The sequence below is a fragment of the Pantoea sp. CFCC18179 genome (assembly GCF_059412405.1).
In genome coordinates this window covers 259,298-277,043 of record NZ_JBNBPM010000007.1, presented here as the reverse complement: position 1 = coordinate 277,043, position 17,746 = coordinate 259,298, and the positions used below count along the sequence as shown (strand labels likewise).

The 17,746-nt window shown below is 54.0% G+C and carries 14 protein-coding genes; 6 read left to right on the top strand and 8 right to left on the bottom strand.

Annotated features, from left to right (window positions below):
* The first annotated feature begins 303 nt into the window (after positions 1-303).
* On the top strand, positions 304-1,707 hold the full coding sequence (gene mdtD, locus ACPUC7_RS15590) for a multidrug transporter subunit MdtD (protein ID WP_494923600.1): 1,404 nt from the start codon (positions 304-306) through the stop codon (positions 1,705-1,707).
* On the opposite strand, the gene rbsR is transcribed toward mdtD, so the two are convergent.
* From rbsR to ACPUC7_RS15555, 7 genes are all read right to left on the bottom strand, one after another.
* Positions 1,704-2,696 (bottom strand): ribose operon transcriptional repressor RbsR, encoded by a 993-nt coding sequence (rbsR, locus tag ACPUC7_RS15585; protein ID WP_494923599.1) that lies wholly within the window; start codon positions 2,694-2,696, stop codon positions 1,704-1,706. The two genes, mdtD and rbsR, sit on opposite strands and share 4 nt — an antisense overlap.
* A 4-nt stretch (positions 2,697-2,700) precedes the next feature.
* Positions 2,701-3,630 (bottom strand): ribokinase, encoded by a 930-nt coding sequence (gene rbsK, locus ACPUC7_RS15580; RefSeq protein WP_494923598.1) that lies wholly within the window; start codon positions 3,628-3,630, stop codon positions 2,701-2,703.
* 64 nt (positions 3,631-3,694) lie between these two features.
* Complete coding sequence (gene rbsB / locus ACPUC7_RS15575; protein ID WP_343554385.1) at positions 3,695-4,570, bottom strand: ribose ABC transporter substrate-binding protein RbsB; 876 nt, start codon at positions 4,568-4,570, stop codon at positions 3,695-3,697.
* A 26-nt stretch (positions 4,571-4,596) separates the two neighbouring features.
* A complete protein-coding gene (gene rbsC, locus ACPUC7_RS15570; protein ID WP_343554384.1) occupies positions 4,597-5,568 on the bottom strand; it encodes a ribose ABC transporter permease in 972 nt (323 codons plus the stop codon).
* Positions 5,565-7,073 carry a ribose ABC transporter ATP-binding protein RbsA gene (gene rbsA / locus ACPUC7_RS15565; RefSeq protein ID WP_494923597.1) on the bottom strand — a complete coding sequence of 503 codons (1,509 nt, stop codon included), beginning with the start codon at positions 7,071-7,073 and terminating at the stop codon, positions 5,565-5,567. The genes rbsC and rbsA overlap by 4 nt, the downstream gene beginning before the upstream one ends.
* Positions 7,074-7,080: 7 nt before the next feature.
* Entirely contained in the window at positions 7,081-7,500 is a 420-nt protein-coding gene (rbsD, locus tag ACPUC7_RS15560; protein WP_494923596.1) for a D-ribose pyranase, read from the bottom strand.
* Positions 7,501-7,673: 173 nt separating this feature from the next.
* A complete protein-coding gene (locus ACPUC7_RS15555; protein ID WP_494923595.1) occupies positions 7,674-8,069 on the bottom strand; it encodes a YgiW/YdeI family stress tolerance OB fold protein in 396 nt (131 codons plus the stop codon).
* A 180-nt stretch (positions 8,070-8,249) separates the two neighbouring features.
* Here ACPUC7_RS15555 and qseB point away from each other — a divergent pair, with 180 nt between their 5' ends.
* Both qseB and qseC read left to right on the top strand, forming a co-directional pair.
* A complete protein-coding gene (gene qseB, locus ACPUC7_RS15550; RefSeq protein ID WP_494923594.1) occupies positions 8,250-8,912 on the top strand; it encodes a quorum sensing response regulator transcription factor QseB in 663 nt (220 codons plus the stop codon).
* Positions 8,909-10,240, top strand: coding sequence for a quorum sensing histidine kinase QseC (qseC, locus tag ACPUC7_RS15545; protein ID WP_494923593.1), 1,332 nt, complete (start codon positions 8,909-8,911; stop codon positions 10,238-10,240). Before qseB ends, qseC begins: the two co-directional genes overlap by 4 nt.
* A 59-nt stretch (positions 10,241-10,299) precedes the next feature.
* On the opposite strand, the gene kup is transcribed toward qseC, so the two are convergent.
* Complete coding sequence (gene kup, locus ACPUC7_RS15540) at positions 10,300-12,168, bottom strand: low affinity potassium transporter Kup (protein ID WP_494923592.1); 1,869 nt, start codon at positions 12,166-12,168, stop codon at positions 10,300-10,302.
* A 298-nt stretch (positions 12,169-12,466) separates the two neighbouring features.
* Here kup and ravA point away from each other — a divergent pair, with 298 nt between their 5' ends.
* The 3 genes from ravA (at position 12,467) to ovoA (ending at position 17,675) form a co-directional block, all read left to right on the top strand.
* A complete protein-coding gene (gene ravA / locus ACPUC7_RS15535; protein WP_494923591.1) occupies positions 12,467-13,963 on the top strand; it encodes an ATPase RavA in 1,497 nt (498 codons plus the stop codon).
* The gene (gene viaA / locus ACPUC7_RS15530; protein ID WP_494923590.1) at positions 13,960-15,420 is read left to right on the top strand and encodes an ATPase RavA stimulator ViaA; all 1,461 of its coding nucleotides are present in this window, start codon (positions 13,960-13,962) and stop codon (positions 15,418-15,420) included. The genes ravA and viaA overlap by 4 nt, the downstream gene beginning before the upstream one ends.
* Positions 15,421-15,548: 128 nt before the next feature.
* The gene (gene ovoA, locus ACPUC7_RS15525; RefSeq protein ID WP_494923589.1) at positions 15,549-17,675 is read left to right on the top strand and encodes a 5-histidylcysteine sulfoxide synthase; all 2,127 of its coding nucleotides are present in this window, start codon (positions 15,549-15,551) and stop codon (positions 17,673-17,675) included.
* Positions 17,676-17,746: the final 71 nt, after the last annotated feature.

Genomic DNA, 17,746 nt, shown 5'->3' with positions numbered 1-17,746 from the left:
CATCCGGCGGGATGAATTTCTTCACTCCCTGCTGAGCCGTCTGCGTTGCCGCTTTGCCGTCTCAGTGGTGGCGCATTATAGGGAGTTATTCGCGGCTGACAAGGGTTTATTGCAAAAAAATACCTAAGCGCTACATTTTTAAGCGAACGGGTTAAAAACAGACATTTCCTGCCGGAATAACAAGCAAAATCGCCGTTCAGGCGGCACAAATCAGCGCCATCACCTTAAACACCAATGCTATTCTGATTAACCACACGCAATTTCTTTTATTGCAGGCTGACAATTATTAGAGAAGGATTTTCAATGATTCGCTCCGCGCGCAGTATGGCCGGTTTGCCCTGGATCGCCGCCATGGCGTTTTTCATGCAAGCCCTCGATGCCACCATTCTTAATACTGCGCTTCCCGCTATAGCCACCAGCCTTGAACGTTCCCCTCTTGCCATGCAATCCGCCGTTATTAGTTACACGCTAACGGTGGCCATGCTGATTCCAGTCAGTGGCTGGTTGGCTGATCGCTATGGCACGCGCAAAATCTTCATCCTTGCGGTATCGCTATTTACGCTGGGATCGCTGGCCTGTGCTTTATCGGGTTCGCTAGGCATGTTGGTGGTTTCACGCGTGATACAAGGAATTGGCGGCGCGATGATGATGCCGGTTGCGCGATTAGCACTGTTGCGTGCTTATCCGCGTAGTGAACTGCTGCCTGTATTGAACTTCGTTACCATGCCTGGCTTGGTTGGCCCGATTCTCGGCCCAATGCTCGGCGGCTTGTTAGTCACCTATGCCAGCTGGCATTGGATATTCCTGATCAACATTCCTATCGGCATTGCAGGCATCTTTTACGCACGCAAGTACATGCCCGACTTCACCACGCCGAAACGTCGCTTCGATTTTTTAGGCTTCCTGCTATTTGGGGTTGGCCTGGTGCTGATTTCCGTGGGTATCGAGTTATTTGGTGAACGCGTGGTTCTGCCGTGGCAAGCCATCTTGGTACTGCTAAGCGGCGTGCTGTTATTGCTTCTATATATAGTGCACGCGCGTCGCCATCCGGCACCGCTGATTAATTTGCCGATGTTTAAAACCCGCACCTTCTCGGTCGGCATCATTGGTAACATCGCCTCACGCTTAGGTACCGGGTGTATTCCGTTCCTGATGCCGTTGATGTTACAGGTGGGCTTTGGCTATCCGGCGATTATTGCTGGTTGCATGATGGGCCCAACCGCGATTGGCGCGCTGCTGGCTAAATCCACGGTGACGCAAATACTGCGCCGTTTAGGTTATCGACGAACATTGGTGGGCATCACTGTCATTATTGGCCTGCTGATCGCCACTTTTGCATTGCAATCGCCAGGCGGCAGCGTAGTGATGTTACTGGTAGCGCTGTTGATTCTTGGCATGGCGATGTCCACGCAGTTCACGGCGATGAACACCATTACGCTGGCAGATTTAAATGATGAGAACGCCAGCGGCGGAAATAGTGTGCTGGCGGTAACGCAGCAGCTTTCGATTAGCTTTGGTGTGGCCGTCAGCGCCGCGGTATTGCGCTTCTACCAGGATTTCGAAGCGACCACCGTGCAGCAATTCCACGCCACTTTCCTGACGATGGGCATCGTTACCGTGTTGTCAGCCTTCACCTTTATGATGTTGCGCCCGGGCGATGGTCGTAATCTGATCGCCAACCGCGATAAAAAGAAGAAAACCGCTTAGACCGAACCACGCTCCACCAGCTCCGGCGTCAGCACCAGCGTTTGCTGACTGGCGTCGGGGTCGCTCATGCGATGTATCAAGGTATCGATCGCCAATTCACCCAGCTCATCTTTCGGTTGATGGATGGTACTCAGTGGTGGCGTGAGGTAACGCGCCAGTTCAATGTTGTCATAGCCCATCACCGCCATATCCTGCGGCACGCGCAATCCGGCCTGGAACAACGCATGATAAACGCCCACTGCCATCGCATCGTTGCTAGTAAACACCGCTTCGGGCGGCACATCCAACGCCAGCAGCTGATTCATGGCATTAAAACCGCCCTGAAACTCGAAATCACCATCAACAACGTAGCCTTCTGGCACCGTTAATCCGCTATTTGCCATCGCATTATGGAAACCTTGCAAGCGCATGCGCGAAGGCGTTTTGTCTAGCGGCCCGGCGATGCAGGCAATGCGCGTATAGCCGCGATCAATCAGATGCTGAGTGGCCAGTTCGCCGCCCAGTAGCGCATTGTCCTGAATGATATCGCCGCGCCCTTCAAATGGCGCCCAATCCATCATCACCATCGGCACTGAAGGATAACGATTAAGGATCTCCGCCGAGGGCAAATGGGTTTCGGTGCACATCATCAGCAAACCATCGACGCGTTTTTGCATTAGCGTTTCCAGGCTGCGATTCATGCGCTCTTCATCGCCTTCGGTATTGCATAGAATCAAACTGTAGCCGCGTTCATAGCAGCTATTTTCCACGCCACGTACCACTTCGGAATAGAACGGGTTGCTGCTTGCCGTCAGCAACATGCCAATGGTGCGGGTTTGTTTGAGCTTCAGGCTGCGAGCCAAGGCAGAAGGCGCATAATTCAGCTCGCGAATCGCCTGATTGACCTTTTCCCGCACCTGCTCGCTAACAAAGCGATTGTTATTGATTACGTGCGAGACGGTGGAGGTTGATACGCCCGCCAAACGGGCGACATCTTTCATGGTAGCCAAGCGCTTAGCCCTGTTGTTGCAGGAACGCGTCGATCTCAGTGCGCCACGGCACTGAGGGCTGTGCGCCCGGACGCGTCACCGCAATCGCCGCCGCCGCATGGGCAAAACGTACAGCATCATGCATCGGGACATTTTCTAATCGCGCGGTAATAAACGCGCCATTAAAGGTATCACCCGCAGCGATAGTATCGATGGCTTGCACACTGAAGCCGGGAATACGCACGCCGTTACCTTGCTCACTCAGCCATACGCCACGACGTCCCAAGGTGATCAATACTGTTTGAATGCCTTTCGCATGCAATGCTTGCGCAGCGCGCGCCGCATCCTCATCACTTTTCACCGCGATGCCGGTGAGAATTTCCGCTTCGGTTTCGTTCGGCGTGATGATATCGATCAGCGCCAGCAATTCGTCGGAGAGTTCGGTGGCAGGTGCGGGATTGAGGATCACTTGCGTCTGCTGCGCGCGGGCGATTTTCGCCGCGGCTAAAACACTTTCCAGCGGTGATTCAAGCTGCATCAGCAACGCGTCTGCATCAGCAATCACCTGTTGATGGCGCGCCACGCAATCTGGCGTCAGCGCCGCATTCGCCCCGGAATAGATGCCAATATTATTTTCACCTTCGCCATTCACGAAGATCATCGCCACGCCGGTGGCTTCATCAGCCACGGTTTCAACCGGCGCGGTATCAATGCGGTCTTGCTGAAATTGCTGGCGGATACGTTCGCCAATATCATCGGCACCCACGCAAGCAATAAAGGCAATGTCAGCGCCGGCACGTCCCGCGGCAACCGCTTGGTTGGCCCCTTTGCCGCCAAAGGCAATTTGATACTGTTTCCCGATCACCGTTTCGCCCGGCCGCGGGAAGTGGGCGAGATTGAGGATGTGATCGGCATTGATGCTACCGAGAACGGCCAGTTTTGCGCTTTTGCTCATTGGGATTCATCCAGAAAGATGCGCCACCGGGAAGGTGGCGCGTTGCCCTGCTTTTCTTTACTTATTATTTGGTTACTAGCTTCAGGTCAACCGGATTCACCGATTGCACCTTCTCGCCTTTCAATACTTTATCGGCAGTTTGCACGCCAATCATGCCGATCTTGTCTGGCATCTGCGCCACAGTGGCGGTCAGTTTACCTGATTCAACCGCTTTCACACCGTCAGCGGTGCCATCAAAACCGACCACCAGCACATCGGTTTTTCCAGCAGTTTGCAGTGCACGCAGCGCGCCTAACGCCATTTCGTCGTTCTGAGCAAACACGGCCTGCACATCTGGATGTCCTTGCAGCAGGTTCTGCATTACGTTCAGACCTTTAGTACGATCGAAGTCAGCAGGTTGGCTCGCCAGGATATTGAATTTGTGTGCATCAGCCGCCTGTTTGAAACCTTCGCCACGTTCGCGCGCCGCAGACGTACCGGCAATGCCTTGCAGTTCAATAATTTTCGCGCCATCGCCAAGTTTCTTAGCAATGAAGTCACCGGCCATTTTGCCGCCGAAACGGTTGTCTGAGGCCACGTGGCTCACGACGGTACCTTGCGCTGCAACGCGGTCCAGGGTGATGACTGGGATGTTGGCCTGGTTCGCCATTTTCACCGCATTGCCCACCGCATCAGAATCGGTTGGGTTGATCAGCAGCAGCTTGGTGCCACGTACCGTCAAGTCCTGCACGTTCGCCAGCTCTTTCGCCGGGTTGTTCTGCGAATCCAGCACCACGAGGTTATAACCCAGTTGGTCGGCTTCTTTCTGTGCGCCATCTTTCAGAGACACAAAGAACGGATTATTCAGAGTCGATACGACCAGAGCAATGGTGTCCTTTGCCATCGCGCCAGCACTGAGGGTGGCGCCAAGAATGACAGCCAATGCAGTTAACTTTTTCATTGTTAAATCCTGTGTGAGGGTCAGAGTTATTTACTGCTTTTGTTATCCACCAGCACCGCTAGCAGAATGACAACGGCTTTAACAATCATCTGGTAATAGGAAGAGACGCCCATCAGATTCAAACCGTTGTTAAGGAAACCGAGGATCAGCGCACCAATCAGCGTACCCATGATGCGGCCTTTGCCGCCCGCCAGGCTGGTACCGCCCAGCACCACCGCCGCGATTGCATCCAGTTCATAACCGGTGCCCGCTGTTGGCTGCGCAGAAGAGAGGCGTGCCACTTCGATGGTGCCCGCCAAAGCTGCCAACAGGCCGCACAGCGAATAGACGATGATTTTGACGCGATTAACGTTGATGCCAGACAAACGCGTCGCCGCTTCGTTGCCGCCTAGCGCATAGATGTAGCGGCCAAGGCGGGTGTGATGCAGCATGTACCACGCCAGCGCGAACACGATCACCATCAACCAAACCGGCGTTGGAATGCCCAACGGGCGACCAATACCGAACCAGCCAAACAGATCGGCGTTATCGTTAAAACCGGTATTGATTGGGCTGCCGTTGGTGTAAACCATGGTGACACCACGCAGCAGCAACATCATCACCAGCGTGGCGATAAACGCTTGCACCTTGCCGCGCGCCACGATCACGCCGGTAATGCCGCCAATTGCCGCACCCAGCGCCAGCGAAGCCGCCACCGCCACCAGCGCATTCACTTCCAATCCGACAATCGATGCCGCCACCGCGCCGGTCAGCGCCAACAGCGATCCCACCGATAAATCGATGCCTGAAGTCAGAATCACCAGCGTCATGCCGACTGCCATGATGGCGTTGACTGACGTTTGCTGGAGAATGTTGAACATGTTGGCCAGCGTGAAGAAGTTCGGACTCTGGCTGGCGACCACGGCGATCAGCACAATCAACGCAATCAGTGATTTCTGCTCCAGCAGCCAAGCTTTGCTGAACCAGCGACGGCTGGCGGGTAAGGTTTGGGTACTCATACAACTAACTCCTCGCTGTGTTGCTTACCGACTGCCGCCGCCATCAGAGATTCCTGGGTAGCTTGCTCACGGGAAAATTCGCCACTCAGATGGCCTTCATGCATTACCACGATGCGATCGCTCATGCCCAACACTTCCGGCATTTCCGACGACACCAAAATGATGCTCAGCCCTTCGGCTTTAAACTGGTTAATTAATTGATAAATATCTTTTTTCGCGCCAACGTCCACGCCACGCGTCGGTTCATCAAGGATCAACACATCCGGACGCGTCATTAAGCCGCGCGCAATCGCCACTTTCTGCTGATTACCGCCAGAAAGCAGGCCGATTGGCTGCTCCATTGAGGGCGTTTTGACGTTGAACAAACGGATAAAATCGCCCACTGCCAGTTGCTCGTCACTGTGGCGCAGATTGCCCGCGCCGGTGCTGAAATAACGCAGCGCAGTCAGCGACATGTTCTCTTTCACCGACATGCCAAGCACCAAACCATCGCGCTTGCGATCTTCGGAGATATAAACGATACCGTTGGCTAATCCATCTTGCGGTGAACGGGTAGTGATTTCGCGGCCATTGAGCGTGACTTTGCCTTTGCTGCGCGGCAACGCGCCATACAGCACTTTCATTAATTCGGTACGTCCCGCACCCATCAGGCCGGATACGCCAAGAATTTCGCCTTTGCGCAGCGTGAAGCTCACATCATCCACACCCGGTCCGCTGAGATTTTCTACTGTCAGACGAATTTCACCCGGTTGTTGATCGATGCGCGGATATTGATCCTCCAGCTTGCGACCAACCATCATCTCGATCAGGCTCTCTTCGCTGAGATCGCTCACCGCGCGCTCGGCAATAAATTGCCCATCACGGAACACAGTGACGTCATCGCAAATTTCGAAAATCTCTTTCATGCGGTGCGAGATATAGACGATGCCGCAGCCTTGCGCTTTTAGCTCGTTAATGACACGAAACAGCGACAGCGTTTCGGTATCAGTGAGCGCATCGGTAGGTTCATCCATAATGATGACTTTGGATTCGAAACTGAGCACCTTGGCGATCTCGACCATTTGCTGATCGCCAATCGACAAATCACCCACCAGCTTGTGGCTGTTGAAACGAAGATTCAGGCGCTGCAATAGCGCATCCGCCGCAGCATACATCTTTTTCCATTCGATGCGGCCAAAGCGGTTAACGAATTCACGACCAAGGAAAATATTCTCAGCAACCGAGAGTTGCGGAATCAGGTTGAGTTCCTGATGGATGATGCCAATGCCGGCTTCCTGTGACGCTTTCGGCCCAGAGAACACCACATTTTCACCCAGCCACTTCATAATGCCGGCATCCATGCTGTAAATGCCGGTTAGCACTTTCATCATGGTGGATTTGCCGGCACCGTTTTCGCCGACCAACGCCATCACGCGGCCCGGATAGACCGCCAGCGATGCGCCATTCAGCGCCTTCACGCCGGGGAACGATTTTTCAATCCCTTTGAGTTGCAATAACGGTTGCATAACGGCCTCAGAAGGTCACGCCAGCGCTCAGGATGACATTCGCATACGGAGAACACTCTCCGCTGCGAATGACCGCCTGACTACGCTGAGTTTGTTGTTTGAACTGTTCATGGCTGATGTAACGGATGGTGATGACATTTCCCTGGTGCTGTTGCAAGGCATCGAGCACGGCGAGCAGTGCGCTGTGGAGCTGCGGATTGTGTTGCTTGATCTCCTCCGCCATTAAGGCGCTTTCGACCTGCATCTCCTGTGTGATGACGTCCACTACCTGTAAAAATTCAGGCGTACCCGGCGTTAACGCCAGATCGATGCGCTGTGGACCCACCGGAATCGGCAAGCCTGCATCGGCAATCGTCAGCGTATCGGTGTGCCCAAGGCGGGCAATCACATGAGAGACTTCAGCGTTTAACAAGCGACCTTTTTTCATTTCTTCCACTCCACAGCGAAACGTTTCGCTGAGCGGGAGTGTATAAAATGCACGTGGCAACTCAATCGCGGCATCACGGAAATGTGATCGCCATCGAAACGTTTCGCTTGTGCCGGGGAGAATTTGAGTTTGGGGGGAGAATGGGAGCCGACTGCGCGGCTCCGCAACAGGAATTATGGCAGTTTACGGACTTGTTTAACGTCCAGTTCGATGGAGTTAAAGTCTTTATCCAGTTTACCGGTCAACTCGACCTGATCCTTTGGCGTTATGGTCAAACCGTTCCAGCGCTTGTGGTCGATTTCCACCTTCATGGTGCCGCTGGCGTCGCGGAATTGATAATCCTCATCACCGATCTGCTTTTCTAAATGGCCACGCACGGTGATCCAACTGTCATCTTTCATCTCTTCGGCTTGCTTCACGCTGACAACGCTAACATCACCCGCCTGGAAGCCGCCGGTTTTCGCTTGAGCCGTCGGCGCATTAGGATCAACAAAGCCACCTTGTTGTGCGGCCAAAACTGGCGTGGCAGCTAACATAACAATCGCCATTAGTGCGGCTGACTTTTTCATAATTTCACCTCTTTTCCATGAATGTGTGGTTTACGGTAGCTATTTCACCACAAGGTTCTTAACAGGATCTTAAGAGAATCGAATCCATGAAAATTCATTAAAAATAGTCCATTTGCGGCGATTTTCGCTGTACAAGCGCCATTGTGCTTCGTATAACTCCGCACAGCACAAGGAGGACTGATGCGCATTTTACTGATTGAAGATGACACGCTGATCGGCGACGGTTTGAAAGTCGGGCTGAACAAACTTGGCTTTACCGTGGATTGGTTTGTCTCAGGTGAAAGTGGTTTTCAAGCCTTGGCAGCCGCGCCCTGGGATGCGGTGGTGTTAGATTTGTCGCTGCCGGAACGCGATGGTTTAGACATCCTGCGTCAATGGCGCCAACAAGGACAGGATGTGCCGGTGCTGATCCTCACCGCGCGCGATGCGCTGGATCAGCGCGTGCAAGGCTTACAGCTGGGTGCCGACGATTATTTGTGTAAGCCGTTTGCGCTAACGGAAGTAGCGGCACGTTTGCAGGCGTTGATTCGCCGCCGTCACGGACAGCTGCAACCGGAACTCAAACACGGCAACGTGGTGATGATGCCCGGCAGCAATAGCGTGCAAATCGACGGTGAAGCCGTGAGCATGAAAAGTCGCGAACTGGCGCTGCTCGAATTGTTTCTGCGCAATCCGGGTCGCGTGCTGACGCGCAGCCAATTAGAAGAGAAGCTGTATAGCTGGGACGACGATGTTTCTAGCAATGCGGTAGAAGTACATATCCATCATCTGCGTAAAAAACTCGGCAGCCAGTTTATTCGGACCGTTCACGGCGTGGGATACACCTTGGGAGCGGCGGAATGAGCCTTTTCCTGCGCCTCGCCATCGGCTTTGTGCTGCTGATCATGATCTGTGGTGGGCTTGCCACTGTCAGCGCATGGCACCAAACGCGCGATAAAGTCGATGAACTGTTTGATACCCAGCAAATGCTGTTCGCCAAACGTTTGATTGCACTTGATCCCACTTCACTGCACGAAGTGACATTGCCGAAAACCAAGTCGATCCTGCGCCATCATCGCGGCGATCAGGATGACGATGCGCTGGCATTTGCCATTTTTAGCGCTGAGGGCCAGCCGCTGCTGAACGATGGCGAAAATGGTCGCGATCTCCAGTTTGATTATCGCCGCGATGGTTTTACCGATGGACGCTTGCGCGGTGATAAAGATAGCTGGCGGCTATTGTGGCTGACTTCAGCGGACAAACGCTATCGCGTGGTAGTGGGTCAGGAGTGGGAATACCGCGACGATATGACACGCGATTTGGCGCTCAGCAGCCTGCTGCCATGGTTGATCGCCATCCCATTGATGTTGCTGTTTTTACTCGCGCTGGTATGGTTCGAACTGCGTCCATTGAAACAATTAACGACCAAGTTACATCAGCGAGCGCCAGATGATGCCACGCCACTCACTGAAGCGCGCTTGCCAAAAGAGGTGAAACCGTTGGTGGCCGCACTCAATGGTTTGTTCAGTCGCATGGCAGAATTGGTGCAGCGCGAACGGCGTTTTACCTCCGATGCCGCGCATGAACTGCGTAGCCCGTTGGCGGCGTTGCGGGTGCAAAGTGAAGTGATTCAGCTGGCAGATGACGATGAGGCAATGCGCAAACGCGCACTGCAGCAATTGGATAGCGGCATCGTGCGTGCCACGCGGCTGGTGGATCAACTGCTGACGCTTTCCCGCGTGGAAGCGGATGATCTGCGCAGCGAGTTTCAGCCGGTCGCATTGGCTCCGCTGCTGCAAAATTTACTGGCCGAACATTTCCCGCAAGCCGAGCAACAGCATATTGAACTCGCATTTAACGGTCACGCAGAACCGGTGATGAACGGTCATCCACTGTTGTTGAGTTTACTGGTGCGCAATCTGCTGGATAACGCGCTGCGCTATTCACCGGCTGGCAGCACAGTTCAAATCCAGCTCGATCAGCGCGCCATCATCGTTGAAGATAACGGGGCTGGCGTAAATGAGGATCAACTTGCGCGCTTAGGCGAGCGTTTCTGGCGTCCGCCGGGACAAGCGCAAACCGGTAGCGGATTAGGGCTTTCGATTGTGAAGAATATTGCGCAGTTGCACGGTATTCGGCTGGTGTTCAGTCACGCCGAGCAGGGAGGACTGCGCGTCACCTTAAGCTGGTGACGCATGCAGGTGCCAAACAATGCACACCTGCATTCGTAGGGTCGCCATTCATGGTGACCTTAGATCTCGACCTGCGTGCCCAGTTCGATGACGCGATTGGGTGGAATTTCAAATTGATCCGGCGCACGCAGCGCATTGCGTTGCAGCGCGAGGAACAGCTTGCCGCGTAGGCGCAGATACCACGGACGATCGCCAATAATCAGCGATTCATGCGACATAAAGAACGAGGTTTCCATCATGCGGCAGTTAAGGCCTTCAAGACCGCAGCGGTGGAAAATCTCCTCCACGTTCGGGGTTTCACGCCAGCCGTAGCTTGCCACCACACGCCAGAACGTCGGCGACAACTGCTCGATGGTCACGCGACGAACGTTATGCACGTATGGCGCATCTTCGGTACGCAACGTCAGCAATACCACGCGCTCATGCAGTACTTTGTTGTGCTTGAGATTATGCAGCATGGCAAACGGGATCACATTCAGTGCACGCGACATGTAAACCGCTGTGCCTGGCACGCGTACCGGCGGCGATTTCTCCAGCGAGGCAATCATCGCTTCCAGTGAATTGCCGTGTTCATGCATACGACGCAGCAAACGGAAGCGCTCGCTCTTCCAGGTCGTCATGACGATAAACATCACCAGCGCCAGTGTCAGTGGCAACCAACCGCCTGAGAACACTTTGATCAGGTTGGCGGAGAACAGCGAAACGTCGATACACAGCATGGCAATCAGAATCAGAATCACCAAATAGCGGTTCCAGTGCCAGTTTTGAATCGCCACGGTGGAGCACAGAATAGCAGTCAGCACCATGGTGCCGGTGACCGCGATACCATACGCTGCCGCCAGATTACTTGAGTGCTCGAAGCCGACAATCACGATGACCACGGAGAAGTAGAGCAACCAGTTGATCACCGGAATGTAGATCTGCCCGGACTCTTCTTCTGAGGTGTGTACGATGCGCATCGGTGGCAAATAGCCCAAACGCACCGCCTGGCGGGTTAACGAGAACACGCCTGAGATAACGGCTTGTGAAGCGATGACGGTGGCTAACGTCGCCAGAATCAACATCGGGATCAGCATCCAATCTGGCGCCAGCAGGAAGAACGGGTTCTTGATCGCTTCAGGATGTTTGAGCAACAGCGCGCCCTGACCAAAGTAGTTCAGCACCAATGACGGCAGCACCACAATGAACCAGGCAAGACGAATCGGGAATTTGCCGAAGTGGCCCATATCGGCATACAGAGCTTCCACGCCGGTAATCGCCAGCACCACCGCGCCCAGCGCGAAGAAGGAAACGGTTTTATATTCGATGAAGAAGTGCACCGCCCAATAGGGGTTCATGGCGTGCAACACGTCGGGATTGTCGATGATGCTGCGCGCACCGAGCACCGCCAGCACCAAAAACCACAGCAGCATCACTGGAGCGAACAACTTGCCGACAATGCCGGTGCCGTGCTTTTGAATCACGAATAACAACGTGAGTACCGCAATCGCTAGCGGCACGATATAAGCATCGAGGCTCGGCGCAGCAATTTCCAGACCTTCTATCGCGGAGAGCACCGAAACCGCTGGCGTAATCACCACTTCACCATAGAAGAAGCTGCCACCAATCAGGCCCATGATCACCAAAACCGCCGTGGCTCTGGCACCAGTATGGCGGCCAGCCAACGACATCAACGTTAGGATGCCGCCTTCACCGGCGTTATCCGCACGCATCACGTAGCTGATGTATTTAAGTGAAACCACCAGGATCAGCAGCCAGAAGATCAGCGACAGGAAGCCAAAAACCGCTTCGCGTTCGACGCCAAATCCGAACTGACCAGAAAGACATTCACGCAATGTATACAGCGGGCTGGTGCCAATATCGCCATACACCACGCCAATGGCGGCGAGTGTGACTGCCCCAAGGGACTGTTTCTTATCCGAGCTCATAAGTTGTCTTTTGTTGGAGCCGATGAGGCATTTGCCTACCGCTCAAGCCATCAAAAAGCGCACAGTATGCACATATTCCCAAAAAAACCTACTCTTACAAAGTGTCATTAGTCCGCCAGTGACGCGGTTTTTCGCCGAAATTCGGCCCCAAAAATCGCGGGAAGCGGCGAGTTCTCTCGCATCAACCTTCTGAAACAAAAAAGCTGACGGCTATCAACGCAATCGCGCATGATAATCAGTAGAGTATTGCGCTCGCCAAATTTGACGGCACCAGGATCAAAAGGACAATGATGTGATTATGGCTCAACCCCATCTTTTGGCAGAAAGAATTTCTCGCCTGAGCAACGCTCTGGAAAAAGGGCTGTACGAACGCCATCATGCGATCCGCCTCTGCCTGCTGGCCGCTTTAAGCGGCGAAAGCGTGTTTCTGCTCGGGCCGCCGGGCATTGCGAAAAGCTTAATTGCCCGCCGCCTGAAATATGCCTTCCAGCACGCCCGCGCTTTTGAATACCTGATGACCCGTTTTTCTACTCCTGAAGAAGTGTTTGGCCCCTTATCCATTCAGGCGCTAAAAGATGAAGGGCGTTATCAGCGCTTAACCAAAGGTTATCTGCCGGATGCCGAAATCGTCTTCCTCGACGAAATCTGGAAAGCCGGACCGGCGATTCTGAACACCTTGCTGACCGCCATCAACGAACGACGCTTCCGTAACGGCGACAGCGAAGAAAAAATCCCGATGCGCTTATTGGTCACCGCTTCCAACGAACTGCCGGAAGCGGATAGCGGTTTGGAAGCGTTATATGATCGCATGCTGATTCGCCTGTGGCTGGATAACGTGCATGAGAAGCAGAACTTCCGCAGCATGTTGACCCACCAGCAAGATGAAAACGACAATCCGGTGATCGAGTCATTGCGCATCAGCGATGAGGAATATCATCAGTGGCAGCAAGGCATTAGCCAGGTCAATCTGCCGGATAACGTGTTCGAATTGATCTATCAGCTACGCCAGCAACTGGAAACGCTGCCGGATGCGCCTTACATCTCCGATCGTCGCTGGAAAAAAGCCATTCATCTTTTACAAGCCAGCGCCTTCTACAGCGGCCGCGTCACTATCGCGCCAATCGACCTGATTTTGCTGAAAGATTGTCTGTGGCATGACGTCGCCTCAATGAAGATGCTGGATCGCGAGATTGATGCGCTGATCACTCAACATGCGTGGCAGCAACAGCCGCTGCTGCACAAATTGCAGCAAATCAAAGGTCGTCGTTTAGCCCTGCAACAGCAGCAAAGCGTGGCGCAAGCGCTGACGCTGGAAAAACACAGCGGCATGTTCAGCCGTAAACCGCACTATGAATTGCCGGAATCGCTAAGCGACGAACAGCTGACATTGATGCTGCAACAGCCGCTGATGCTGCACGATATGCAGGTTACGCACGTGCTTATTGGCCGCGAAGCGTTGAATCAATGGCTGCTAAAAGGCGGCGAAATCCGCGGCAAGCTTAACGGCATTGGTTTTGGTCAGACGCTGGATCTGCTGGTGGATAGCCATCATTGCCTCACATTGCGCGATGTCAGCCTGCAATCGACGCGTCTCACGTTGCCGGGAGCCAGCAACAGTAGCGAGATGCCGCAAGAGATCGTGGATGAATACGATGCGCTAGAAACTCAGCTGCGTGCTCAACGTACGCTGTTTAGCCAGCATCAACGTTGCTTGTTCATTAGCGATGACTGGCTGGCGCGCATTGAAACCAGCCTGCAAGATGTAGCAGAACAGTTGAAACAGGCGAGAAAATGATCTCGCTTGAGGCGCTGAGCACACTGTTATCGATTGGCGAAACCGAGTTAATCGAAGAATTGATCATAGCGCTGCTCGCCTCGCCGCAGTTGGCATTGTTCTTCGAAAAATTTCCGCGCATGAAGCAGGCACTGATGCGTGATCTGCCGCGCTGGCGTTCAGAAATCGCCGAGCAGATCAAAGTCACGCCGGTGCCGGAAGCGCTGGCGCACGAGTTTCAGCTGTTTCAACAAATGCAGTTGTTGAGCAGCTCCGATTTTACCCGCCAGTTACCCAACATCATGACGCAGCTGAAAAGCCTGACCTCACCGTTCATTGAAGAAGCCAGCAAACTGTTGCTGCATGCGGAAAGCGAGCATCTCAGCAGCGCGCAGCACACGTTGTTTTTACAGCGCTGGCGGCTGAGTCTGACGCTGCAAACGCTGACATTGAACGAAACCATTCTGGAAGAGCAGCGTGAACGGTTGATGGCGGAATTACAGCAGCGCATGGCGATTAGTGGTCAACTGGCACCGATTCTGACCGATGATGATGAAGCAGCCGCTGGGCGTTTGTGGGATTTGAGCAAAGCACCGCTGCAACACGGCGATTATGAGCTGATCGTGCAATACGGTGATTTTCTCGCGCAGCAGCCAGAACTGATGAAACTGGCGCAGCAGTTAGGCCGCAGCCGTGAAGCCAAATCGGTTCCATCGCAAGATGCACCGCTGGAAGAGTTTCATCAGTTAGTACGTGAACCGGACAATGTGCCGGAAGAAGTCAGCGGTATTCATCAAAGTGATGACGTGTTGCGCTTGCTGCCGCCCGAGTTGGCGGCGCTGAGCATCAGCGAGTTGGAGCTGGAGTTTTATCGTCGATTGGTGGAAAAACGTTTGCTGACTTATCGCTTACAGGGCGATGCGTGGCACGAAAAAGTCACCATGAGCCCGGTCAGCCACCAGCAACATGAAGAGCAACCGCGCGGCCCGTTTATCGTCTGCGTCGATACTTCCGGTTCGATGGGCGGATTCAACGAACGTTGCGCCAAGGCGTTTTGCCTCGCATTGTTAAAAGTCGCATTGGCGGATAAGCGCCGCTGCTACATCATGCTGTTCGCACATGAAGTGATCGGTTATGAACTGACCGCCGATAATGGCATTGAGCAGGCGATTCGTTTTCTCAGCCAGCGTTTTCGCGGCGGTACCGATCTCGCCGCCTGTCTCGCCGCGGTGGTGAAACGTATGGAAGGCAGCGCGTGGCAGGAAGCGGATGCGGTAATCGTGTCAGATTTTATTGCCCAACGATTGCCAGACGACGTAGTCAGCACCATCAAGCAGCGCCAGCGCCAATATCAACAACGCTTTCACGCTGTTGCCATGTCGCTGCATGGCAAACCTGGCATTCTGCGCATCTTCGATCATATCTGGCGCTTTGATACCGGCTTGAAAAGCCGCCTGCTGCGCCGCTGGCAGCGCTAATTCATCAGACGGAAATGCTTATTTGCTATAGTGAATAGTCATATTCACTCGTAGGGGAGGCTTTCAAGTCTCCCGTTTGCGATTCACGGGCAGCCTAAAGGCAGCCCCTACGGCAATTGGAGCATCACGTGACCACCGCCAAACTTCCCGCACCGACACAAACGCTGCGACTTTACGGCCAAAACTCCGAACAAAAACGGGCCGAGCTGCTGGCGTATTTCACCCAAACCTGGGAACTGTATGAGAGCCTGTTTGATTGCCTGGCAGACGATCGTGCCTGGTTCAATAAAGCCATTTCACTGCGCCATCCGCTGATCTTCTATTTTGGCCACACCGCAACTTTCTACATTAATAAGCTGATGGCGGGCCGCTATCTGGAAAACCGCGTGGACGATCGTATCGAAGCGATGATGGCGATTGGCGTGGATGAGATGAGTTGGGATGATCTCAACGACAGCCATTACGATTGGCCAACCATCGCTGAAGTGCGCGACTATCGCGGCAAAGTGAAAAGCCTGGTGAGTGAATTTATTCGCAGCATGCCGCTGGAATTGCCGATCAACTGGGAAAGCCCAGCATGGGTGGTGCTGATGGGCATCGAACACGAGCGTATTCACCTGGAAACCTCCAGCGTACTGATCCGCCAGCTACCGATTGCTTGGGTAAAACCACAGCCGCATTGGCCGGTTTGTCCGCAGGCGCGTCACGATCGTCAATCGGTGCCGGCGAATACGTTGATTGCCATGCCCGGTGGCCGTGTACAACAAGGTAAAACGGACGATACCTACGGCTGGGATAATGAATACGGCAATCAGCAGACCGAACTCAAGCCATTTAAAGCCAGCAAGATGTTGGTGAGCAACGCTGAGTTTTATGCCTTTATTGCCGCCGGCGGTTATCACGATCGCCGCTGGTGGGATGATGAAGGTTGGGGCTGGCGCGAATTTTCTGGCGCGCAGATGCCCACCTTTTGGGTCGGCGATGAAAAGCTGCCCGATCAGCTAAAACTGCGCGTGATGACCGAAGAGATTGCCATGCCGTGGGATTGGCCAGCGGAAGTGAACCAACTTGAAGCCGCCGCCTTCTGCCGTTGGATGGCAGAAGAGACCGGCAAATCGGTCCAGCTTCCTTGCGAGGCCGAATGGGCGCAACTGCGTGAGCAGGTTATCGGCGATCAACCGGATTGGATCGAGGCACCGGGCAATATCAATCTGGCGTATTGGGCTTCCTCCAGCCCGGTTGATCGCTTTGCTCAAGGTGAGTTTTACGACATCGTCGGCAATGTCTGGCAGTGGACTACCACGCCGACCAACGGTTTCGAAGGCTTTAAGGTCCATCCGCTGTATGACGATTTCTCAACCCCGACCTTTGATGGCAAGCATGCGCTGATCAAAGGTGGCAGCTGGATTTCTACCGGCAACGAAGCACTGAAATCCGCACGTTACGCTTTCCGCCGTCATTTCTTCCAGCATGCTGGATTCCGCTATGTGGTTTCCTCGCACGAAGAAACCATGACGCTCAATCCGTATGAAACCGACAGCATGGTGTCGCAATATCTCGATTTCCAGTACGGACCGAGTTACTACGGCGTGGCAAATTACGCCGTCGCGCTGGTGGAAAAATTGCTGCCACACTGTGGATCGCGCGGCAAGGCGCTGGATATTGGTTGTGCCACCGGACGAGCCAGCTTTGAACTGGCGCGCTATTTCGATGAAGTCACTGGCATGGATTACTCGGCACGCTTTATTGATGTCGCGTTGCAACTGACTTCTGGCGAAGATTTCCGTTATGTGGTGCCGGAAGAAGGTGAGCTGGTGGAGTATCGTCAGGTACGGTTGAAGGAGTTTGATCTCGGTAGCGAGCAAGCGCAGCGCATCCAGTTTGTGCAGGGCGATGCCTGTAATCTCAAGCCGCAGCCGGATCGTTACGATTTGGTGTTAGCGTCGAATCTGATCGATCGCCTGCGCCAGCCCAAACGCTTCTTACAGGATATTGCTCCAATGATCCGTTCCGGCGGATTGCTGGTGCTGTCGTCACCGTACACCTGGCTGGAGGATTTCACGCCAAAGGAGAACTGGCTGGGCGGCGTGCGTGAGAATGGCGAAGCGTTAACCACCTATCAAGCGCTGCAACGTGAACTGCGCGATGCGTTCGACGAAGTCGCACCGCCGCAGGACGTTCCATTCGTCATCCGCGAGACGGCGCGCAAATTCCAACATACCCAAGCGCAAGTCACCTTCTGGCGTAAGCGTTAAAAAAGCGTGCAGGCAGCGGCATGGCTGTTGTCTGCACCTTGCCTGCACCGCTAAATTGCTGCACATTCTCC